This is a genomic window from Methyloterricola oryzae (genome assembly GCF_000934725.1).
Classification (GTDB): domain Bacteria; phylum Pseudomonadota; class Gammaproteobacteria; order Methylococcales; family Methylococcaceae; genus Methyloterricola; species Methyloterricola oryzae.
Genome location: NZ_JYNS01000002.1, coordinates 63,297 through 83,814, shown reverse-complemented (window position 1 = coordinate 83,814; position 20,518 = coordinate 63,297). Strand labels below are relative to the sequence as shown.

The 20,518-nt window shown below is 59.9% G+C and carries 21 protein-coding genes; 7 read left to right on the top strand and 14 right to left on the bottom strand.

What is annotated here, in order from left to right; all coding sequences use genetic code 11:
• Window positions 1-12: 12 nt before the first annotated feature.
• The 3 genes from EK23_RS04235 to EK23_RS21485 all read right to left on the bottom strand — a co-directional run bounded on the left by EK23_RS04235 (window position 13) and on the right by EK23_RS21485 (window position 4,864).
• Entirely contained in the window at window positions 13-759 is a 747-nt protein-coding gene (locus tag EK23_RS04235; protein ID WP_045224080.1) for a YebC/PmpR family DNA-binding transcriptional regulator, read from the bottom strand.
• A gap of 111 nt (window positions 760-870) precedes the next feature.
• Window positions 871-3,099 (bottom strand): heavy metal translocating P-type ATPase, encoded by a 2,229-nt coding sequence (locus EK23_RS04230; protein ID WP_045224079.1) that lies wholly within the window; start codon window positions 3,097-3,099, stop codon window positions 871-873.
• Between the two features lie 184 nt (window positions 3,100-3,283).
• Window positions 3,284-4,864, bottom strand: coding sequence for a reprolysin-like metallopeptidase (locus tag EK23_RS21485; protein WP_145998549.1), 1,581 nt, complete (start codon window positions 4,862-4,864; stop codon window positions 3,284-3,286).
• Between the two features lie 190 nt (window positions 4,865-5,054).
• On the opposite strand from EK23_RS21485, the gene EK23_RS04220 reads away from it, so the two are divergent.
• Window positions 5,055-5,552, top strand: coding sequence for a cytochrome P460 family protein (locus EK23_RS04220; protein ID WP_045224078.1), 498 nt, complete (start codon window positions 5,055-5,057; stop codon window positions 5,550-5,552).
• A gap of 69 nt (window positions 5,553-5,621) precedes the next feature.
• On the opposite strand, the gene EK23_RS04215 is transcribed toward EK23_RS04220, so the two are convergent.
• Both EK23_RS04215 and uvrA read right to left on the bottom strand, forming a co-directional pair.
• The gene (locus EK23_RS04215; RefSeq protein ID WP_045224077.1) at window positions 5,622-6,326 is read right to left on the bottom strand and encodes a DUF2959 domain-containing protein; all 705 of its coding nucleotides are present in this window, start codon (window positions 6,324-6,326) and stop codon (window positions 5,622-5,624) included.
• Window positions 6,323-9,214 (bottom strand): excinuclease ABC subunit UvrA, encoded by a 2,892-nt coding sequence (gene uvrA, locus EK23_RS04210; protein ID WP_082053925.1) that lies wholly within the window; start codon window positions 9,212-9,214, stop codon window positions 6,323-6,325. Before uvrA ends, EK23_RS04215 begins: the two co-directional genes overlap by 4 nt.
• 195 nt (window positions 9,215-9,409) lie before the next feature.
• On the opposite strand from uvrA, the gene EK23_RS04205 reads away from it, so the two are divergent.
• Both EK23_RS04205 and EK23_RS04200 read left to right on the top strand, forming a co-directional pair.
• Window positions 9,410-10,822 carry an MFS transporter gene (locus EK23_RS04205; protein WP_327037030.1) on the top strand — a complete coding sequence of 471 codons (1,413 nt, stop codon included), beginning with the start codon at window positions 9,410-9,412 and terminating at the stop codon, window positions 10,820-10,822.
• 12 nt (window positions 10,823-10,834) lie between these two features.
• A complete protein-coding gene (locus EK23_RS04200; protein WP_045224076.1) occupies window positions 10,835-11,314 on the top strand; it encodes a single-stranded DNA-binding protein in 480 nt (159 codons plus the stop codon).
• Window positions 11,315-11,385: 71 nt separating this feature from the next.
• Here EK23_RS04200 and fcl read toward each other — a convergent pair whose 3' ends face one another.
• Window positions 11,386-12,342 (bottom strand): GDP-L-fucose synthase, encoded by a 957-nt coding sequence (fcl, locus tag EK23_RS04195; RefSeq protein ID WP_045224075.1) that lies wholly within the window; start codon window positions 12,340-12,342, stop codon window positions 11,386-11,388.
• The gene (gmd, locus tag EK23_RS04190) at window positions 12,335-13,423 is read right to left on the bottom strand and encodes a GDP-mannose 4,6-dehydratase (protein WP_045224074.1); all 1,089 of its coding nucleotides are present in this window, start codon (window positions 13,421-13,423) and stop codon (window positions 12,335-12,337) included. Before gmd ends, fcl begins: the two co-directional genes overlap by 8 nt.
• Window positions 13,424-13,744: 321 nt before the next feature.
• On the opposite strand from gmd, the gene EK23_RS04185 reads away from it, so the two are divergent.
• On the top strand, window positions 13,745-14,908 hold the full coding sequence (locus EK23_RS04185; RefSeq protein WP_235281906.1) for a GGDEF domain-containing protein: 1,164 nt from the start codon (window positions 13,745-13,747) through the stop codon (window positions 14,906-14,908).
• Between the two features lie 70 nt (window positions 14,909-14,978).
• Here the strand turns inward: EK23_RS04185 and EK23_RS04180 are convergent, their stop codons facing one another.
• Genes EK23_RS04180 through EK23_RS04160 form a run of 5 tightly spaced genes read right to left on the bottom strand, consistent with a single transcriptional unit; the run spans window position 14,979 to window position 17,536 of the window.
• Window positions 14,979-16,013, bottom strand: a complete 1,035-nt coding sequence (locus EK23_RS04180; protein ID WP_045224072.1) for a peptidylprolyl isomerase — start codon at window positions 16,011-16,013, stop codon at window positions 14,979-14,981.
• Complete coding sequence (locus EK23_RS04175) at window positions 16,010-16,255, bottom strand: BolA/IbaG family iron-sulfur metabolism protein (protein WP_327037029.1); 246 nt, start codon at window positions 16,253-16,255, stop codon at window positions 16,010-16,012. The genes EK23_RS04180 and EK23_RS04175 overlap by 4 nt, the downstream gene beginning before the upstream one ends.
• 41 nt (window positions 16,256-16,296) lie before the next feature.
• Window positions 16,297-16,599 (bottom strand): YciI family protein, encoded by a 303-nt coding sequence (locus tag EK23_RS04170; RefSeq protein WP_045224070.1) that lies wholly within the window; start codon window positions 16,597-16,599, stop codon window positions 16,297-16,299.
• Between the two features lie 4 nt (window positions 16,600-16,603).
• Window positions 16,604-17,146, bottom strand: a complete 543-nt coding sequence (locus EK23_RS04165; RefSeq protein ID WP_045224069.1) for a septation protein A — start codon at window positions 17,144-17,146, stop codon at window positions 16,604-16,606.
• Between the two features lie 39 nt (window positions 17,147-17,185).
• Window positions 17,186-17,536, bottom strand: coding sequence for a hypothetical protein (locus EK23_RS04160; protein WP_045224068.1), 351 nt, complete (start codon window positions 17,534-17,536; stop codon window positions 17,186-17,188).
• A gap of 199 nt (window positions 17,537-17,735) precedes the next feature.
• Between EK23_RS04160 and EK23_RS04155 the strand changes: the two genes are divergently transcribed.
• Entirely contained in the window at window positions 17,736-18,041 is a 306-nt protein-coding gene (locus EK23_RS04155; protein WP_045224067.1) for a DUF1244 domain-containing protein, read from the top strand.
• A gap of 11 nt (window positions 18,042-18,052) precedes the next feature.
• Here the strand turns inward: EK23_RS04155 and EK23_RS04150 are convergent, their stop codons facing one another.
• Both EK23_RS04150 and EK23_RS04145 read right to left on the bottom strand, forming a co-directional pair.
• The gene (locus EK23_RS04150) at window positions 18,053-18,397 is read right to left on the bottom strand and encodes a phenylpyruvate tautomerase MIF-related protein (RefSeq protein WP_045224066.1); all 345 of its coding nucleotides are present in this window, start codon (window positions 18,395-18,397) and stop codon (window positions 18,053-18,055) included.
• A 9-nt stretch (window positions 18,398-18,406) separates the two neighbouring features.
• Window positions 18,407-18,820 (bottom strand): flagellar basal body-associated FliL family protein, encoded by a 414-nt coding sequence (locus EK23_RS04145; RefSeq protein WP_052807913.1) that lies wholly within the window; start codon window positions 18,818-18,820, stop codon window positions 18,407-18,409.
• A 121-nt stretch (window positions 18,821-18,941) separates the two neighbouring features.
• Here EK23_RS04145 and nagZ point away from each other — a divergent pair, with 121 nt between their 5' ends.
• Window positions 18,942-19,943, top strand: coding sequence for a beta-N-acetylhexosaminidase (nagZ, locus tag EK23_RS04140; protein ID WP_097990865.1), 1,002 nt, complete (start codon window positions 18,942-18,944; stop codon window positions 19,941-19,943).
• An 8-nt stretch (window positions 19,944-19,951) separates the two neighbouring features.
• The gene (locus EK23_RS04135) at window positions 19,952-20,506 is read left to right on the top strand and encodes a hypoxanthine-guanine phosphoribosyltransferase (RefSeq protein WP_045224064.1); all 555 of its coding nucleotides are present in this window, start codon (window positions 19,952-19,954) and stop codon (window positions 20,504-20,506) included.
• Window positions 20,507-20,518 lie beyond the last annotated feature (12 nt).

Here is a 20,518-nt window from a genome sequence, read left to right as displayed (position 1 = left end):
GCACCTCGCCTGTCAGGCAATCTTTTCGAGGATTTCTTCGCTGATATCAGCGTTGGAATACACGTTCTGCACGTCGTCGAGATCTTCCAGCCGCTCCAGCAGGCGGATCATCTTCTCCGCGTCCTCCTGGCTGAGCTGGCTGCTGGTGCTGGCGCGCATGGTGACCTCGGCGTTCTCCGCCGCCAGGCCGCCTGCGCTCAAGGCATCGCGTACCGCCTCGAACTGCTCCGGCGTGGTCAGGACGTCAAAGGAACCGTCATCGTTGGCGACCACGTCGTCGGCGCCCGCCTCCAATGCGAGTTCCATGGCTTTGTCTTCGTCGCTCCCAGCCGGAAAGCTCAATACACCCACCTTGCTGAACAAATAAGCCACGGAGCCGTCCGTGCCCAGGTTTCCACCCGATTTGCTGAAGGCGTGGCGCACTTCCGACACGGTGCGATTTCGGTTGTCGGTGAGGCAATCCACCATGACGGCCGTGCCGCCCGGGCCATAGCCCTCGTAGCGGACCTCCTCGAAGTTGTCGCCCTCGCCGGCGCCGGTGCCTTTCTTGACCGCCCGCTCGATGGTGTCCTTGGACATGTTCGCGGTCAGCGCCTTGTCGATGACGGCGCGTAGACGCGGATTATTCCCGGGATCGCCGCCCCCGGCGCGGGCCGACACGGTGATTTCCCGTATCAGTTTGGTGAACAGCTTACCCCTGCGAGCATCCTGGGCCCCCTTGCGATGCTGAATATTGGCCCACTTGCTATGACCAGCCATGATGGAGAGAAAACCTCGCTAGAAAACGACAAACAATTAACGCGCCATTCTAGCATCAAGGAGACGAGCCGGCGACGCCCGCACGCCTGCGCGCACGGGCTATTGCCCGGTTTATTTGAAACGCAGGCGGTTGGCATTGCTGACCACCGTCACCGAGGACATGGCCATGGCAGCCCCCGCGATCATCGGATTGAGCAGCAGGCCAAAAGCGGGGTACAACAGGCCCGCCGCGACAGGAATACTGATGGTGTTGTAAATAAAGGCGCCAAATAGGTTTTGCTTGATGTTGCGCACGGTGGCCTTGGACAGATCCATCGCGTCGACCAGCTTCAGCAGCGAACCGCGCATGATGATCACATCACCGCTCTCGATGGCGATGTCGGTGCCGGTCCCGATGGCAAAGCCCACGTCGGCCTGGGCCAGAGCCGGCGCGTCATTGATGCCGTCCCCCACCATGCCCACCACCAGGCCTTGAGCCTGCAGATCCCTAACCACTTGGGCCTTGTCCTGAGGCAGCACTTGCGCCCTCACCTCGTCGATTCCGGCCTCGCGCGCGATGGCCTGAGCGGTGACCGGGTTGTCGCCCGTCACCATGAGCACGCGCACGCCCATCGCCTTCAACTGGGAAACCGCCTCGCGGCTATCCGGCTTGATGGGGTCGGCAACGGCCACCAAGCCCAGCGCTTGATCGTCCTCCGCCAGCAGCATGGGCGTATGCCCCTGCGCCGCCAATTCCGCCATGACATTCTTCAAGGCCTGGAAATCGACGCCGGCCTCCGTCATCAGAAGCTCGTTCCCGAAGCGCAGGACATGCCCGTCCAATTCGGCCATGACGCCGCGCCCCACCAGGGCCTGAAACTTTTTGACGGCTTTCGGCTTGATGCCACGATGGCTGGCCTCGGCCAGAATCGCCGCGGCAAGCGGATGCTCCGAGCCCTTTTCCAGGCACGCGGCCAGCGTCAGAACACGCTCCTCTTCATGCCCCGCCGCAGCCACCACCCGGGATACGCTCGGACGTCCCTGTGTAACCGTGCCGGTCTTGTCCAGGATTACGGCGGTCAGTTTCCCGCTCGCCTGCAAGGCATCACCGTTGCGAATAAGGATTCCTTTTTGCGCCGAACGGCCCACCGCCACCATGATGGAAATGGGCGTCGCCAGTCCCAACGCGCAGGGGCAGGCGATGACCAGTACGGTCATGGCCGTGACGAAGGCGTAGCCCAGGGAGGGCGATGGCCCGAAGATCAGCCAGATGAGAAAAGTGAGCACAGATATCGCGACCACGACCGGCACGAAAACCGCGGAAACCTGGTCCACCAGTCTTGCGATGGCCGGCTTGGTCGCCTGGGCCTGGCGGACGCTGGCGATGATCTGCGCCAGCATGGTATCGCGGCCGATACGGGTCGCCTCGAAGACAAAGGTACCGTGCTGATTCAATGTGCCGGCGATGACGTCATCGCCGACGGTCTTTTCCACCGGCAAGGGTTCTCCGGTGAGCATGGACTCATCCAGGCTGGAGTGGCCCTCAATGATTTTGCCGTCCACGGCCACCTTCTCGCCGGGACGGACGCGCAGGGTCTCGCCCAGGCCGATGTCGGCGATGGGCACATCCACCTCCTGACCGTCGCGCACCACGCGCGCGGTGCGAGGCTGCAACCCGATCAACTGGCGTATGGCCGATGAGGTCTTGCCGCGCGCGCGCATCTCCAGCGCCGAACCAAGATTGATGAAACCCAGAATGACCGCGGCCGCCTCAAAGTAAGCGTGCTGGGACCCGGCCGGCAAGATCGAGGAAAAATCGATGGCGACCGTCGAATAAAGCCAGGCCGCACCGGTGCCGAGGGCAATCAGGGTGTCCATGTTCGCCTGCTTCAAGCGCAGGGTGCTGATAGCCCCGGAGTAAAAGTGTCCACCTGAGTAGTACAGAACAGCCAGGGTGAGCAAAGCCACCCAAGACCAGAACCTGCTGCCTGCTGCGGTACCCAGATCAGGAAACCAGCCGAGATGCGCGCCCAGCATGAGCGGCACGCCCAAGGCTCCCGCCACTGCGGCTTTACGCATCAACGCACGATAGCGTTCTTCCTCCAGGACATCCTGGCTACTCAGATCCTCCAGTTCTTCCATGACGGCGGCGTCATAGCCGGCCGACTGGACAGACTTGCGCAGTTCGTTCGGATCGACTGCCCCATGGATCAGGGCAGTATGATCGGCGAAATTGACATCAGCGGAAACTACCCCGGGTACCGCACGCAACGCCCCTTCCACGGCGGAGACACAACCGGCACAGCGCATGCCCAGCACGGAGAGGCGGATGGGCTTGTCTTCAGATTCATTGGTCTGCATTGAATCTCTCCAGACTTACGCGCCCCTATCGTAGCGGCCGTAAGACAAGTTCGTTCTCGATGATGCAACCATAACAAAAGGCGGCGGCGGCCGCCATGCGCGTAATTGATCAGGAGCCGCAAAAAGAAAGAGCCCTTTGCAGGGCTCTTCGGTTGAAGACGCGAAAGTACCGCCCGGGCAGACGCTAACGGGTAGCGGGCATGAAATTGGCGACCGTAGGCGCCGTGAGTTCAAGAGAATGGCTGTTGTCAGCCCATTCCGCGTCGCCGCAAGCTTGCCCTTTGCAGGTCAAGCGCGGATTGGAAAACAAACCGACCACCGGATTGACGTAGCTCATGATGGAACCGAATTTACCTTCGACGCCGTAGCCATAGGAAAATGGATATTTGCCTTCGAACGAGCTATTGGCCGCATCGTGCACGCTGCCCATATTGTGTCCAAGCTCATGGGCGAAGGTGTAATCCGAGCAATACCAGCCACTGGGGTCGCTGCCATCGCTGACGACCGAGTACCCCAGCGCGGCATACAACTCCGAGCCGCGCGCGCCGTTGACCCAGCCGGAACCGCAGTTCTTCTGGCTGGCATAATCAAAAGGCCGAATCAAGGCAATCAGATCCGCTCCATATTCCCGGCGCAATTCGGCTGTATCGGCGAATTCGCCTTTCCCGTTGGTCAGATCGTTCAATGCGTTGTTGTTCGGGCCATTGTCCGGATAATCCGAAGCGATGGTGGCAACCAGACGCAGCTGAACGGAAATTTCGCTATCCAGATAGGCCTGATTGGCCGAGGCAACCAAGAAGTTCAGGCGCGTCTGTACTTTCTTCGCATTCATGCCCCGGGTGTAAACGACAAGGACATCGATGACCGTTGGGGCTTCCGTAGTTTCTGCATTCGGGAGGGACTTCTGTTTTCCCTTCCTGACTTTCTTGACCTTCTTCACCTTTTTCGCTTTTTTGGCCTCCAGGAAGCGCGCCGTCTCCAAGGTCGCACTTGAATCGGATGCCGCCTCGTGCCCGCGGTTCACCCGGGAGCCATCCAACTCATCGCCTTCGAGGGAACCGGCCTGCATTCCAGAACCGCTGATGTCCACCAGCCAGTTACGACCATCCTCAAGATCCACCGAATAGGTGCCATCGGGCGTCACAATCTGTCCAAGACTGCCTTCACTGCCGGATGTAATGATGACGCGATAGCCTCTACCGGCGCCGTCCACATAACCAACCCAGGTAAAGTCGCCGTTCTCGTGATGGAAGAGGTTGTCGTAAACCACGGCGTAATCGCCGGAAGGCAAGCTCATGGTCAACCGCTCGCCCTTTTGCATGGCCGACAGGCGCGCGGCATCGATCTTGATTGCCGCAACGGAGCCGCTGTTATGTCGCAGAAACTTGGCCGGCAGGCTGGCTGGCGATGGATCATAGGCAAACACCGGCGCGCCTGCCGATTCCTGACCTAGGCTGGGGGGTGAACTGCCGCGCCCGGCGTAGCCGCTGACCAGAATTTGCCTGACCCGGCCATCAACACCATGGACCAATGCGTAGTTATACCCGGCAAGTACCGTTTCCAAGTCCCCGGCGGAAGCCAGCTTCACGGACTGATCGGAAACAAGCGCACGCGCCAGTTCCGGCGCCAATTGAAATTCTGCTCCGGTCCGCGCCTTGACCTCACCCAGCGCCTGAATCAAGGTCGAGTCCGCAGATTCGCTCGCCTGGACCAGTGCTCCCGCTGTCGCCAGGACCACCATGGATAAGATTTTTCTTGTTTTCACGACGCCACCCCGCCAACCTGAATATCAGGCTGAAGGCTAGGTGCCGGTCCTGGGGCCTGCTGTGAGGCGTCTCACACTAAGCGGAATTGGCGCTCCCAGGGTTCAGTTGAAGCCTGTTTGACGCTTGGCGCCCTGGATGGCAAGCGTGCCGCCAACTGTTAGCATTGGGGCTTTCGTTGGAGGAAAACCCATGACCAAAGTAATCATCTTCGCCTTGAGCGCCTTCGCAGTTGCAGCAAATGCCGCGGAGGCCGTCGGCGTGCTACCAGCGCCAAACGGCATCGCACTACCCGAGGGCTACAAAAACTGGACCTTGATAGCCGTTTCGCAGCGCACCGAAAACCAGACGCTGCGCGCCATTCTGGGTAACAGCGTAGCCGTTGAAGCCGCCCGCGCCGGCAAGACCAACCCGTGGCCCAACGGCGCGATCCTCGCCAAATTGAACTGGAAGCAAAAGGCCAGCGGCACCTTTCCAACCGCCGTGGTTCCGGGAGAGTTCGTGCACGTTGATTTCATGGTGAAAGATGACGGCAAATATGCCGCCACCGGCGGTTGGGGCTATGCACGCTGGCTTGGTATGGACCAGAAGCCCTACGACAAGGGCGATGTCTCGCAGGAATGCCTGTCCTGTCATGGAATGATGAAGGCTCAGGACTATGTGTTTACGGCGCCGGCTCAGCTTCCCTGATTCGGACATCCGGCTTGGCGCCGCCTGATTGCGTTGAATCATCGGCGGCTCAATCCAGCAGAGACTGGCTCAGGGTTCCGCAGTCAGCGCCTTCTGTGGTGCCATGGTCTGCATGAAAAGGTTGGCGCGATCAATGGAACGCTCCATGGCGGTAATCAGCCCGGCGACGCCGATGCTCATGGTCGTCAGTTCACCCTGCAGGGCCGCCACCGCCTGGGCATTGAGATTGTGCTTGAGAAACAGGACCTGGTCCTGAAAGGCGCTCAGGACCGGGTCTATCTTCCCCTCGGCCCGACGCATGGCGGAAATCAGTTGCCCGTAGAGTTGTTGAGTCTGCTTGAGCTTCTGGCGACTGCTGCTGCGCAGGCTGCGGTTTGAGTACTGCTCAAGTTCCTGTTCCCATTCTGAGAACAAGGCCTCGGCCACATCCTGAACCGCGTCGATGCGATCTTTCACCGCCAGGGCCTTCGACTTGCTGTAGTCGAATTCGAACTTGAGCTGGCGATAGACATCCTCCAGTTCACCGCCGTCGAATTCGGTCAGCGCACTGAAGCGCTCCAGGGCACACTGAAACTGCTGCTTGGCTTCCTCCAGGCCATCACGCGCGCTTTCAACCCGCGTAATCAGCAGATCCCGCTTATGCCGCCCGACTGACTCCACGGCCCGAAAGTAGACTTTCTGACATTGAGCAGTCAGGTAGCGAACCAGGGGAGACAACAAACTTTTCCCGATCTGGCTCAATAGGGGGTCTTGATTGGAAGGGAGTCTGCTCATGTTTCTGACACCGTGTGAACCTTATTTCCTTGAGACATTTTAACTCCGGAACGGCGCGCGCCCGCACTTTTCTCCAGCACTGCGCGCAGGAAGCGCCCGGTATGGGAGGCGGGATCGGCAGCGACCTGCTCGGGGGTACCTTGGGCGATGATACGGCCGCCGCCGTCGCCACCCTCCGGCCCCAGGTCGATCAGCCAATCCGCGGTCTTGATCACTTCCAAGTTGTGTTCGATCACGATCACCGTGTTCCCGTGATCGCGCAGTTGATGTAGGACGCCCAGCAGTTGTTGGATGTCATGAAAATGCAATCCCGTTGTCGGCTCATCAAGGATATAAAGCGTCTTTCCCGTGTCGCGCTTGGACAATTCACGCGCCAGCTTCACCCGCTGAGCCTCGCCGCCTGACAGGGTGACGGCGTTCTGGCCCAGGGTGATATAGCTCAACCCCACGTCCATCAAGGTCTGCAGCTTGCGATGCACGGAGGGGATCGCCGCAAAGAAGTTGCAGGCAATTTCCACCGTCATTTCCAGCACCTCGTGAATAGTGTGGCCCTTGTAGCGTATCTCCAGGGTCTCCCGGTTGTAGCGCTGGCCTTTGCACGCGTCGCAGTGCACGAAAATGTCGGGCAGGAAGTGCATCTCGACCTTGATGACGCCGTCCCCGGCACAGGCTTCGCAGCGCCCGCCCTTGACGTTGAAGCTGAAGCGCCCCGGACTGTAGCCACGGGAACGGGCCTCCGGCGTCGCCGCGAACAGTTCCCGAATCGGTGTGAACAATCCGGTATAGGTCGCGGGATTGGACCGGGGCGTGCGGCCAATTGGACTTTGGTCGATATCCACAACCTTGTCGAAAAGGTCCAGGCCGTCGATGCCATCGCATTCCGCCGCCGCGGTCCCGGCGCCATTCAGCTCACGCGCAGCGAGGCGAAACAGGGTATCGTTGACCAGGGTCGACTTGCCCGAGCCGGAAACGCCGGTCACGCAGGTGAACAGACCCACCGGAAACTCGGCATCGATGCCCTTCAGATTATTGCCGCGGGCGTTGCGCAGACGTACTCGGCGCTTTGAATCCGGCGGCAGGCGAATCTGTGGCACCTCGATCTCGCGCTGTCCGGACAGGAATTGTCCTGTCAGGGAGTTCGGATTTTCCATGATGGCCTGCGGGGTGCCTTGTGCCACCACGGATCCGCCATGCACGCCGGCACCAGGACCAATATCCACCACGTGATCGGCAGCCAGGATGGCGTCCTCGTCGTGCTCCACCACAATGACAGTGTTGCCGATGTCGCGCAGGCGTACCAGGGTGCTCAACAGGCGCTCATTATCGCGCTGGTGTAGGCCGATGGAGGGCTCATCCAGCACGTACATGACCCCGACCAGACCGGCGCCCACCTGGCTGGCCAGTCGAATCCGCTGCGCCTCGCCACCCGACAGGGTATCCGCGCTACGATCAAGCGTCAGGTAATCCAGGCCCACATTGACCAGGAACTGCATGCGCTCGCGAATTTCCTTGACGATCTTGACGGCCACCTCACCCCGGCGGCCTGGCAGTTCCAGTTCGGAGAAAAACCCCAGGGCGCGCTTGATCGGTAGGCAGGTCAACTCCGGCAATGAGCTCTCCGCGACGAAGACATGGCGAGCACCGCGATTGAGGCGGGTACCTTCGCACTCGGGACAGGGCTTGCTGGACAAGTACTTGGACAACTCGTCGCGGACCAGGCTGGAGTCGGTCTCGCGATAGCGGCGCTCCATGTTGTGGATGATGCCTTCGAAGGGATGACGGTGAACCTGGATCTGCCCCCTCGCGTTCAGATGCTTGAAATCGATGGATTCCCTTCCACTGCCATAAAACACTATTTCACGAACACGCTCCGGCAGATTCTCGAATGGATCCTCCGGATCGAAGCCATAATGCTCGCCCAGCGAGCGTATGATCTGGAAATAGTAGGCGTTGCGCCGATCCCAGCCGCGCACCGCGCCACCCGCCAGGCTCAACTGCGGATTGTGCACGATCAGGCGTGGATCGAAATACTGCTGTATACCCAGGCCATCGCAGCGCGGGCAGGCGCCCTTGGGGTTATTGAAGGAGAAGATACGCGGCTCCAGCTCGCTCAGGGAGTAACCGCAGTGCGCGCAGGCGTACTTGTCGGAAAAGACCAGTTCCTTGGCCGGATCGTCCATGGACACCACCAGCGCGATGCCATCGGCCAGCTTGAGAGCCGTCTCGAACGATTCCGCCAAGCGCAGGGAAAGATCGGCTCGCACCTTGAAGCGATCGACCACCACCTCGATGCTGTGCTTCTTGCGCAGATCCAGCGCTGGCGCTTCGTCCAGTTCCACAACCTGACCGTCGATGCGGGCGCGGATAAAGCCTTGACCACGCAAGGTTTCCAGCAGTTGCACATGTTCGCCTTTACGCTCGCTCACCACCGGGGCCAGCAGCATCCAGCGGGACTCCTCCGGCTGGCCGAGGACATTGTCCACCATCTGACTGACTGTCTGGGCCTCCAGCGACACGCCATGGACCGGACAGCGCGGTGTGCCCGCCCGGGCGAACAGCAACCGGAGGTAATCGTAGATCTCGGTGATGGTGCCAACCGTGGACCTGGGATTGTGCGACGTGGATTTCTGCTCGATGGAGATAGCCGGCGAAAGCCCTTCGATGTGGTCCACATCAGGCTTTTCCATGATGGAGAGGAACTGGCGGGCATAGGCGGATAAGGATTCCACGTAGCGCCTTTGGCCCTCCGCATAGATGGTGTCGAAGGCAAGGGAGGACTTCCCGGAACCGGAAAGTCCCGTGATGACGATCAACTTGTCCCTGGGCAGGTCCAAGTCGATGTTTTTAAGGTTGTGGGTACGCGCGCCTCGTATCTGAATGCGGTCCATGGTGCGACGGCCAAGCTGCAAACGAATAACTATAAGCCGGAGACGGGTAGGGAGCAAAGCCATGTTCTGGCCTCTCGACCGGACCGACGAGCGATAGAACCGAAAGTCCCTTGAAGCCAACTCCCCTGCCCTACAAACGGCGATTGAAACTGGTAACATAGCCAGGTTTTGGCAAGCGTGACCGGAGTATCCCACTTGAAGGAGCCCCTCGAAATCGACAGCCCCATGACCGGCACTGAACTGCGGGCCAGTGTCTCCCTTGCGGGCATCTACATGCTGCGAATGCTGGGCCTGTTCATGATTCTGCCGGTGTTCTCGGTTTATGCGCGCGACCTGCCCGACGCGACCCCCTTCCTGATCGGAATTGCCATCAGCGCCTACGGCCTGACTCAAGCCATCGTGGGTATCCCTTTCGGCATGTGGTCGGACCGTTTCGGCCGCAAGAAGGTCATCGCCATCGGCCTGGTCATCTTTGCTGCCGGCAGCGTCGTCGCGGCGCTCTCCGAATCAATTTACGGCATCATCGCGGGCCGCGCGATCCAAGGCTCAGGGGCGGTGGCCGCCGTGGTCATGGCCCTCGCCGCCGACCTCACACGCGAGGAACATCGCACCAAGGCGATGGCACTGATCGGCATAAGCATAGGCATATCCTTTGCCCTGTCCATGGTAGCTGGACCCGTGATTTCCGGCTGGGTAGGGGTGAAAGGTCTGTTCTGGATTATCGGCGTCCTCTCCATCGCCGCTATCGGCGTGCTTTACCTAGCCGTCCCAACGCCCGTCGTAAGCAGCTTTCACCGCGACACGCAGGCCATGCCGGCCCAATTCGCGAAGGTTCTGCGCCACCGGGAATTACTGCGCCTGGATTTCGGCATCTTCGCCCTGCACCTGATCTTGACCGCCACCTTTGTGGCCCTGCCTTTGGTCTTGCGCGACAACCTGCACTTGGACATCAGCAAACACGGCATGATTTACCTGCCGGTATTCGTGTTCTCCATGGTGAGCATGGTTCCGTTCGTAATCCTGGCGGAAAAACGGCGCAAGATGAAAGCGGTCTTTCTGGGCTTCATCGCCCTGGTAGCGGCAGCCGAAGGCAGCCTGCAGGCGATGGACGACAACTTATGGTCCATAGCCTTCCTGCTCTATGTCTTTTTCACCGGCTTCAACCTGCTGGAAGCGACACTGCCTTCCATGGTGTCCAAGGTCGCGCCACCGGATCTGAAAGGCACGGCCATGGGCATCTATTCCACGGCTCAGTTCCTTGGCGCATTCGTGGGTGGCGCCGCTGGCGGCTGGATATACGGCCATTACGGCGTCCACTCGGTATTCCTGTTCTGCGCGGCGATCGGCCTGGTCTGGTTCGGAATCGCCTGCGGCATGCAACCCCCACGGCACCTGAGCAGCCTGCTGATCCGCATCGGCGAGTTGGCGGCCGACGAGGCCTCGCTGTTGAGCGAAGAGTTCCTGCGAGTGTCCGGCGTGGCGGAAGCCGTGGTCATCGCGGAAGACGGGGTAGCCTATCTTAAAGTCGACCGGTCCGCTCTGGACAGAAACGCCCTGAACAACCTCATCCTGCCGCGTGGCCAGTACGCGCGCGCAGGCCAAAACTAAGGAGAACGCAGCATGGCCAGTCGTGGCGTCAACAAAGTGATTTTGATCGGTAATCTGGGGGCGGATCCGGAAACCCGCTATATGCCCAACGGCGGCGCCGTAACCACCATCCGCATCGCCACCAGCGAAACCTGGAAGGACCAGCAGACCGGTCAGCAGCAGGAACGCACCGAGTGGCACCGCGTCGTGTTCTATCGGCGACTGGCGGAGATTGCTGCGGAATACCTGAAGAAAGGCGGCAAGGTCTACATCGAGGGGAGTCTGCGTACCAGCCAGTACGAAAAGAACGGCGAGAAGCGCTACAGCACCGACATCATCGCCAACGAAATGCAGATGCTTGACCGCGCCGGCGAAGGCGCGCCGCGATCAGGCGGCGGCTATGGTTCGGGGGCGCCGTCATCGCGAGGCGAGTCGGAGCGTTTTGGCACCAGCGAGCCGGCGCGCTCGCCCTCTGCGTTCGACGAAGGCTTCGACGACGACATTCCCTTTTAAGATATACCCAGCCCAAATTGGTAAACATGTGCCAGGCAAGGCGCGCGGCGGCGGTCGCCGCGCACCACTATTCAGCCGCGGTAGTCGTCCTGGTGCTGCAAATACCAGGCGTAGGTCGAGCCGATACCTTCCTTCAGGGGAATGCGTGCCTTCCAACCCAGGTCTGACAAGCGGCTTACATCCAGCAATTTACGCGGCGTGCCGTCCGGCTTGCTGGAATCGAAGCGTAAAGCGCCTTTGAAACCGACCGCCGTACCGACAAGCTCGGCCAATTCACGAATGCTAACGTCCTCCCCAGTGCCGACGTTGACTATCGCCTCATCGGAGTAGGTTTCCATCAGGAAAGCGGTGGCGTCGGCCATATCGTCCACGTGCAGGAATTCGCGCCGCGGCGCGCCCGTACCCCAGATCACCACCTCATCAGCGCCAGCCAGACTGGCCTCGTGGAACTTGCGGATCAGCGCCGGCAGCACATGGGAGTTTTCCAGATTGAAATTATCCCCCGGCCCGTACAGATTGGTCGGCATCAGGCTAACCGCATCGAATCCATACTGCCGCCGGTAGGCCTGGCACATCTTGATTCCGGCGATCTTGGCCACGGCGTACCACTCGTTGGTGGGTTCCAGGGGGCCTGAAAGCAGATACTCCTCGCGCATGGGTTGCGGCGCCAGTTTGGGATAAATGCAGGACGATCCCAGGAATACGAACTTGCCGCAGCCGGCGCGGTAGGCGCCATCAATGAGGTTCTGCTGAATCAGCAGGTTGTCCCGAATGAAATCCGCCGGATAGGTATTGTTGGCGTGAATCCCGCCCACTTTCGCGGCGGCATCGATGACCACATCGGGTCGTTCCTTCCTAAAATAGGCATGGACCGCGTCTGCATCGCACAAGTCCAACTCCTGTCGGGTCCGCAACAGCAGATTGACGTAGCCCCCCGCCCGCAAGCGCCGAACCAGGGCCGAGCCGACCAGGCCACGGTGCCCGGCGACAAAGATCTTGGAGTCCTTGCTGACTTCGAACTTACTCATGGTAATCGAACGCCTTGTAACCTTCGCGCTTGCACAAGGCATCTCGCTCTGCGGCGGTCAGATCCTCGCGCACCATCTCCCGCACCAGTTCCTCGAAGGTAATCTTTGGCACCCAACCCAGCTTCGTCTTCGCCTTGGTGGGATCCCCCAGCAGGGTCTCCACTTCCGTGGGTCGGAAATAACGCTCATCCACCGCCACGATGCACTTCCCTGTTGTCACGTCATAGCCTTTTTCGTCCACGCCCTGCCCCTCCCAGCGGATGGAGATACCCAACTCCTGGGCGGCGGCGGTCACGAATTCGCGCACGGTGTACTGCACGCCGGTGGCGATCACATAATCGTCTGGCTCGTCCTGCTGTAGCATCAGCCACTGCATTTCCACGTAATCACGGGCGTGGCCCCAGTCGCGCTTGGCATCCAGATTACCCAGATAGAGACACTCCTGCAGTCCCAGCTTGATGCGGGCGATGGCACGGGTGATCTTGCGGGTCACGAAGGTTTCGCCCCGCAGGGGCGATTCATGGTTGAACAGAATGCCGTTGCAGCCATAGATCCCGTAAGCCTCGCGGTAATTGACCGTGATCCAGTAGGCATAGAGCTTGGCCACGGCGTAAGGAGAACGGGGATAGAAGGGCGTGGTTTCCTTCTGTGGAATTTCCTGGACCTTCCCGTACAACTCCGAAGTGGAAGCCTGGTAAAACCGTGTCTTGCGCTCCAAGCCTAGAATACGGATCGCCTCAAGCAGCCTCAGGGTTCCCATGGCATCAGCATCGGCGGTGTATTCCGGCGTTTCGAACGATACCTGCACATGGCTTTGTGCCGCCAGGTTGTATATTTCATCCGGTTGCGTCTGCTGGACAATGCGGATCAAATTGGTGGAATCGGTCAAGTCCCCGTAATGGAGAACAAAATCACGATTCTTGACATGCGGGTCCTGATATAAGTGATCCACACGGTCGGTATTGAAAAGGGATGCCCGGCGCTTAATGCCATGAACCTGATACCCTTTCTGCAGCAGAAACTCCGCCAGGTAGGCGCCATCCTGTCCGGTGATGCCGGTAATCAGTGCAGTTTTATTCATTGACTCCTCTGTTGTGTGCTGATCATTTCCATCGCAATGGTGCTTCTCCGTCCGGCTCGACGCGCCAACCCGTCATTTAACACGCTGGTTGCGCCAAATCCCTCAACGGTGATTCGAAGTGGCGAAGCCTGGAACCATGGTAGAAGCTCTTGCCATTATAGGCAAACAAGATGCCAGCAACAGACAACCTGCCAGACTGCATCTTTGCATCACGCTAAAACGGGCTTCCGCTCGGATAGGCGCCCCTCGATAACTCCGATTGAACGGCAAGCGAAATGCTTAGATAAACGGAATTGTGCTAGTCTTACGCGAGTTTCGGCCTTGCCAGCATTCCCCAAGGAAACCCCTCAGTTGGACGACTTAAATACCAGCTTATGTATACTGGAAAGCCACCTGTTTGAGCTCATCGACTGCGTTCGCCAGAACGACATCAAACTGCACCGATTTCAACGGCTGGAAACCAATCTGCTTGCGCTGAATTCCCTGCGGGAACTGGTGGAACATACCCTGCACGATACCCGCAGCGTCTTCGAACTGAATCAAGTCACGCTCCTTTTGGTTGACGAAAAGCAGGAGTTGCGTAAATGCCTGAGCGAAGATGGCATGCAGGTGGAAAAGCAGCATGGACTCATTCTCCACACGGATGTCGGCGCCCTGGAAAAGGTATTCGGCAAAGGTGGTCACGCCTATCTCGGACCGCACCAGAGCGAAAAGTCCGCGATCTTCTTCGGGCAGATTTTAGCGGACGGCGGCAGCATGGCACTACTGCCCCTATACCGGCGTGGCAGACTATTGGGTAGCCTCAATTTTGCAAGTAACGATCCCGTGCGCTTCTGCGAACATATGGCCACCGACTTTCTGGACCGGCTCAGCAGCGTGCTGAGCGTGTGCTTGGAGAACACCCTGAACTTTGAGCTGCTGAGGCGTACCAGCCTAATCGACACGCTCACCGGCGTGAACAATCGGCGTTTTTTCGATCAACGCCTGGGTGAAGAGGTGGATCGGGTCATTCGCAGCGGCGAGTGCCTGTCCTGCCTGTTTCTGGACATTGACCATTTCAAGAGCATCAACGATACCTTTGGGCATCAGACTGGCGACCGGGTGCTGGCCGAAGTGGCTGGGCATGTGCGCTCACTCCTTCGCAACAACGACGTCCTGGCGCGTTACGGCGGCGAGGAATTCGTTGTCCTCCTCGGCGTCACATCAGAACAGCGGGCACTGGAAGTGGCCGAACGCATCCGCTCGCGTATCGCGCACCTGGAATTGAGCGGCAAGGAAGGCGAAGCCATTCCCGTGCGCCTTTCAGTCGGGGTCGCGACTTTGAATCCCTCCCTGGTGGATATGAGCGAGGGCCTGATTGGGACGCGCTTGGTGGAAATGGCCGATTCGGCCCTATATCAGGCCAAGAAAAGCGGCCGCAACCGGGTGGTCAACGCAGGCGTGCTATTTTCGGGAGAAACGAAGTCTCGAATGACGGCTTGCTGAGGCTTCGCGGCGAATTCGGATCCGTCCGGTGCCGCCGGGCTTAGGGCCCGGCAGACCAGGAAGCGACCGGCTATTTCGCTGGCTTGGCGGCGGGTGCCGCCTCGACGGGTTCAGCGGGAGCAGCCGCCTTTTCAGCCTCGGCGGGCGCCGGCTTGCCGGCTTCCACGCTGTTATCGGGCTCGGCTTCCGCACCTTCCTCAGGCGCCGCGGCACCGGCCGCAGGCTCGGCCGCTTTGGGAGCCTCGGTCTTGGGCGGAGCGGTATGCTCGATTTTCGCGGTCTTCTTCAATTCCGCAATGTGCTCCTGCAGCTTCTGCGTCTGCATCATGTTCTTGAGCTGTTCCTTGACCTGATCGAACGGCGGCGGCGCCTGCTCGCGTTCGTCCTCGCGCAGGATCACGTGCCAGCCGAACTGCGTCTGAACCGGAGCCGCGGTGGTTTCGTTGTTCTTCAGCTTGGCGACCGCCTCTGAGAAGGGTGCAACCATCTGTTGGGCGCTGAACCAGCCCAGATCGCCGCCATTCTCCTTGCTGCCCGGATCCTTGGAGAACTTTTTCGCCAGATCGGCAAATTTCGCGCCCTTCTGCAGCTTGGCGATGATGTCCTTGGCGTCCGCCTCCTTCTCCACCAGGATGTGGCGTGCCTTGTACTCAGTGCGCTTCATGGCCGCCACCCGTTGCTCGTACTCCTTCTTGAGCTCTTCCTCGGTAACCTGGGCCTTCTTGATGAAGTCCTCGGCAGCCATCTGCGACAGCACGATACGCAGGGTATTTTCCACACGGGCGGCGTTGGACGGATCACTGGTAAGTTTTTGCTTCTCGGCTTCCTGACGCAGCAATTCCCGCGAGATCAGTTCATCGACGATCTTGTCTTCCGGCGCACTGTTGGGCCCGCGGCGCTGCTCGATCTCAGACGTCATGATCGTCACCGATTCCTTGCTGATCGGCTTGCCGTTGACCACGGCGACCGCATCCTTGACCTCGACCAGCACCGGCACTTCGGCCGATTTGCCCGTGTCGGCCTGCTTGCCCTTGCCAGCGTTGTCACAGCCGCCAAGCGCGAGAGCGCCCGCGATGGCTACAGTCAAAAGTGAGCGTTGTTTCATTCCTGTTTTTCCTTTTGTTTGAATTCAACCGGGGTGAACGCCTGGATGCTCAGCGCATGAATGTCCGCCTTCATCATGTCGCCCAGCGCCTGATAAACGAGTTGATGGCGCCGCACAGGCGTCAACCCCTCGAATGAGTTGGAAACGATGGTCGCATAGAAATGGCCGCCGCCGGCCTGAGCACCGGCGTGCCCGGCATGGCTATGGCTGTCGTCATACAAATCGAACACTTCCGGGGCCAAGGCCTGTTCGATCAGCTCTCGAATCTTTTCGACACGCGTCGTCATGAAGGCAATACCTTTTTGAATGGCTTAACGGTTACCCGGGCATACACCCCGGCACGCAAATAAGGGTCATCGTCGGCCCAAGCCTGGGCGGCCTCCAGGGTCGCAAATTCTGCGACGACCAGGCTGCCCGTGAAACCCGCGGGCCCCGGATCCGGACAATCAACCGCCGGGTGGGGGCCCGCCAGTATCAGCCGACCTTCCGCCTGCAGAGCTTCCAGGCGGGCCAGATGCGCTGGGCGGGCACCGAGGCGCAGTTCCAGCGTGCCCGGCGCGTCCTCGCTGAGTATGGCGTAGAGCAAAGGGCTATTCCTCAGATTGGGCTTGCGGCATGTGCCGGGCAAGATAGACAGACTGCAGGATCACGAACACCAAGGTAAGGCCCATCATGCCGAATAGCTTGAAATTGACCCAGGTAGCCGTATCGAAGCTGTAGACCACGAACAGGTTGACGCCGCCCAGCAGGAGGAAGAAAGCCGTCCAACTCAGGCTCAAGCGAGTCCACACCTCACGGGGCAATTCCAGGCTAGCGCCCATCATGCGCTCGATCATGGTCTTCTCGCCAATCGCATGACTGGCCAGGAAAACAATGCCAAACAACCAATTGATCACGGTGGGCTTCCATTTGATGAAAAGCTCATCCTGAAGGTAAAGCGTGAGACCGCCAAAGACCACGATGATGGCGAACGTTACCAAGTGCATCGGTTCGACCTTGCGGTGACGCCACCAGGAAACCCCCACCTGCACGAAACTCGCGGCGATGGCTACTGCAGTTGCCACGTAGATGTCGAACAGTTTGAAAGCGACGAAAAACAGAAGTATCGGGAAGAAATCGAATAATAGCTTCATGGAGTATTTCGGCTTGGAGCTGTCGCCGCGGGGCAGCGGTCAGGCGTAAAAGTCAACGCCCAGCATCTCCCGCAGGGAACGGCTGTTATCGTCGCGCGTCTGGTTTTGCTGGGCCGTATAGGCACTCAGCGCCATCCTCGCGCGATTGTGGAGGGTGTATCCTTCCGGCTGCGCACGCTCTCCCCGTGACGCCTGACTCTCATCCAAGGCCTCCAGGGCATAACGCAGGTCTTCCGCGGACAGAGCCCGCCTCGGTGTGTCCTGTTTTTCCGCCGCCGGCCCTTGGATCTCGGTGACGGCATCGACTTTCTTGGACACGACGCTCACATCGCGCTGCCGAAGCAGCGACGCCATGAACTGCGACGAAACCGGTGCCTTGTTTATCTCCATTGCGGTGCAAAGCGGCGGCCAACAAGACCACCTTAAATTGGTAAATTTCCCCTAGATACGAATCTTACACAAACACTGCGCCATTAACCACCCCCGGCAGCCAGGGTCCTGCGCGCGCCCACTTGTCCCACAGGCTGACTTGCCATTAACATGGCGCCCCTCCGACCCAGCCCCGAAGGTTCACCCAGGAGCCAACACCATGAACGAACAGACCGAAACCGAACTGGAAGCCGCCACGTTCCGCCGCCTGCTGCAGCACTTGCGCGAGCATACCGAAGTTCAGAACATCGACCTCATGCTGCTGGCCGATTTCTGCCGTAACTGCTTGGCCAAATGGTACAGCGCCGCCGCCCAGGAGAAAGGGCTCGACATTGACTATGCCAAGGCCCAGGAAATCATCTACGGCATGCCCTACGCCGAATGGAAGCAAAAATTCCAGACCCCGGCCACTCCGGAACAACTCGCCAAGATGGAAGAGCGCCAGCGTCAGCGAGAGGGGCACTAAGAGCCCGCCGATCAGAACGTGGCTCCATTCCACCCCCAGGAACTTCCCGTTACATCCGTAAATTCCACATAGACGCGAGATGGTTCAATCCCCAGGCGTTCATTCAAGACACCCGACAGCATCTTCGAGAGAGGCCGATTAAGCACGCTGGGGAGTCCGATGCTTTTAAGTTCGACCATGGCGGCCGGGGCATCGTTCCCGCCAAACAGCATGGCCGTGTTGTCCGTCACTTCAACCATCACATAGCTCTCTGGCTTGCTGAGCTCCTTGGCGACGCGCTGCGAAACATGCTTCAGCAGTTCACGGCTTTGTTCCGCCTCGAGCTTACGGTTGACCTGGATTTTGACGTAGGGCATGTGTGAACCTCACTGAACCATGAAATCGGTGAAAAACAGGTCCTTGACACCTTTCCCGGCGTGGAAGGTTTCCAGCACCTTGCGGACCTCCTCTCGAGCCTGCACGCGCAAACTCTCGCGCTCTTGAACAGTAGAGACTTGATCCAGGTTACGGCCGCTCAGCAACATGATCAGGCTGTGGCGAATAGCCGGCATGTGCGAACCAAGCTTTTCGGCACTGCCGGCATCTTCCATCAAAACCTGGATCACGACGCGCATATAGTGTCGGCGCCCGTCCAGGTTGACCAGAACCGGCTCCAGTGGAACATACTGCGGCCCTACGATGCCTCCCCCTTCCTTCTCGCCGCCACCTTCGTTGGCACCTAACGCCAGACTGAACAGGAGAAGCAAAACACTCAGGGTAGCGGCGAAAAACTGCCTCACGTAGAAATCTCCGGTCGGAAGCTTGGGATATACATCGAGTCGGCCTGATTATAGATTAAAATATTCGCCCCCAGACACTGTAACCCAAGCTATGGAACCACTTACACCCCTCGGTCCAGTCATGCTCGACCTAAAGGGCACGGAGCTTTTGCCCGAGGAGCGGGAGCGGCTGCAACACCCCACTGTCGGTGCCTTGATCCTGTTCAGCCGCAACTTCGAATCGCCCGACCAGTTGGCAGAGTTGAATGCCAGCGTCCGAGCGGCACGTCCCGGCATCCTCGTCGCCGTGGATCACGAGGGCGGGCGCGTGCAACGCTTCAGGGAGGGTTTCACCCGCCTGCCCCCGGCGGCGCGCTACGCCGACTATTTCGGAAGCGACGAGGCTGCGTTGCACAATGGCCTGGAGGATGCCGGGTGGCTGATGGCGTCCGAACTGCTTGCCGTCGGCGTGGACTTCAGCTTCGCGCCGGTGCTCGACGTCGACTGCGGCATCAGCCAGGTCATAGGTGACCGATCCTTCGCGCGGGATGCGGAATCGGCGGGCCGCTGCGCGCAGGCCTTTGCCCACGGCATGCGCGGCGCCGGAATGGCCGCGGTAGGCAAACATTTTCCGGGACATGGCGCCGTCTCACTAGACTCCCATCACGCGCTACCGGAAGACAAGCGCAGCTACGCCGAGATCGCGGCGAAGGACCTGGTGCCTTTCCGGCGACTGATCGCCGACGGCTTGGAAGGCGTGATGCCCGCCCACGTGGTCTATTCCCAACTGGATTCGCGCCCGGCTGGCTTTTCCAGCTACTGGATCGGACACGTACTGCGCGGCGAACTCGGCTTCGACGGCGCCGTCTTCAGCGATGACCTTTCCATGGCCGGAGCCGCATTCGCCGGCGATTTCGGCCAACGTGCCTCCATGGCCCTGGAGGCGGGCTGCGACATGGTCCTGGTCTGCAACGACCCGGATGCTGCTGCTCAGGTTCTGGATCATCTACCACCGGCCCCGGCGGTTCGCCAGGACCGGCTGATCCGTATGCGTGCTCGAGCGGCACTGGACGCCGCCACGCTGCGGCAGACGCCCCGCTGGCAGGACGCGCACGCGTGGGTAAACCGCATGCTGGCAGCCTGAATCCTCTTATGAATCAAATCGATGATATTCGGCGCGTCGCCGCCGAGGCGGAATTGCTATTTTCCGCAACGGAGGTCGAGGCAGCCATCAGCCAACTGGGGCAGGAAATCACGCAGTGCCTCGAGGACGCCAACCCCATCGTCCTGACCGTACTCAATGGCGGCATCATCTTCGCTGGCAAGCTCCTCACCCATCTGGACTTTCCGCTGGAGCTCGACTCCGTGCAGGCCACCCGCTACCAGGGGCAGACCCAGGGCAGCCATATCGAATGGCTGCTGAAGCCGGCCCTGCCCTTGCGGGAGCGTTCGGTCCTCATCGTCGATGACGTTCTGGACGAAGGGATCACCCTGGCCGCGGTGGCGGCCTACTGCCGCGCCGAAGGAGCCCGTGAAGTCCACACCGCCGTGCTGGTGGACAAAGACCTCGGCATCGACAAGCCCTGCCAGGCGGATTTCGTGGGCCTCAAGGCGCCGAATCGCTATCTGTTCGGCTATGGCATGGATTACAAACGCTATCTGCGCAACGCGGCCGGCATTTTCGCCTGCCGTTTCAGTTCAACCTAAGGAAGCCTGAAC

Coding starts and splice junctions, on each gene's coding strand:
- EK23_RS04215 (WP_045224077.1), bottom strand. CDS start 6,326: ATGAGCAGACTCCCTTCCAATCAAGACCCCCTATTGAGCCAGATCGGG.
- EK23_RS04155 (WP_045224067.1), top strand. CDS start 17,736: ATGAACGAACAGACCGAAACCGAACTGGAAGCCGCCACGTTCCGCCGC.
- gmd (WP_045224074.1), bottom strand. CDS start 13,423: ATGAATAAAACTGCACTGATTACCGGCATCACCGGACAGGATGGCGCC.
- EK23_RS04180 (WP_045224072.1), bottom strand. CDS start 16,013: ATGAAACAACGCTCACTTTTGACTGTAGCCATCGCGGGCGCTCTCGCG.
- EK23_RS04230 (WP_045224079.1), bottom strand. CDS start 3,099: ATGCAGACCAATGAATCTGAAGACAAGCCCATCCGCCTCTCCGTGCTG.
- nagZ (WP_097990865.1), top strand. CDS start 18,942: ATGCTCGACCTAAAGGGCACGGAGCTTTTGCCCGAGGAGCGGGAGCGG.
- fcl (WP_045224075.1), bottom strand. CDS start 12,342: ATGAGTAAGTTCGAAGTCAGCAAGGACTCCAAGATCTTTGTCGCCGGG.
- EK23_RS04165 (WP_045224069.1), bottom strand. CDS start 17,146: ATGAAGCTATTATTCGATTTCTTCCCGATACTTCTGTTTTTCGTCGCT.
- EK23_RS04220 (WP_045224078.1), top strand. CDS start 5,055: ATGACCAAAGTAATCATCTTCGCCTTGAGCGCCTTCGCAGTTGCAGCA.
- EK23_RS04150 (WP_045224066.1), bottom strand. CDS start 18,397: ATGCCCTACGTCAAAATCCAGGTCAACCGTAAGCTCGAGGCGGAACAA.
- EK23_RS04160 (WP_045224068.1), bottom strand. CDS start 17,536: ATGGAGATAAACAAGGCACCGGTTTCGTCGCAGTTCATGGCGTCGCTG.
- EK23_RS04135 (WP_045224064.1), top strand. CDS start 19,952: ATGAATCAAATCGATGATATTCGGCGCGTCGCCGCCGAGGCGGAATTG.
- EK23_RS04200 (WP_045224076.1), top strand. CDS start 10,835: ATGGCCAGTCGTGGCGTCAACAAAGTGATTTTGATCGGTAATCTGGGG.
- EK23_RS04235 (WP_045224080.1), bottom strand. CDS start 759: ATGGCTGGTCATAGCAAGTGGGCCAATATTCAGCATCGCAAGGGGGCC.
- uvrA (WP_082053925.1), bottom strand. CDS start 9,214: ATGGACCGCATTCAGATACGAGGCGCGCGTACCCACAACCTTAAAAAC.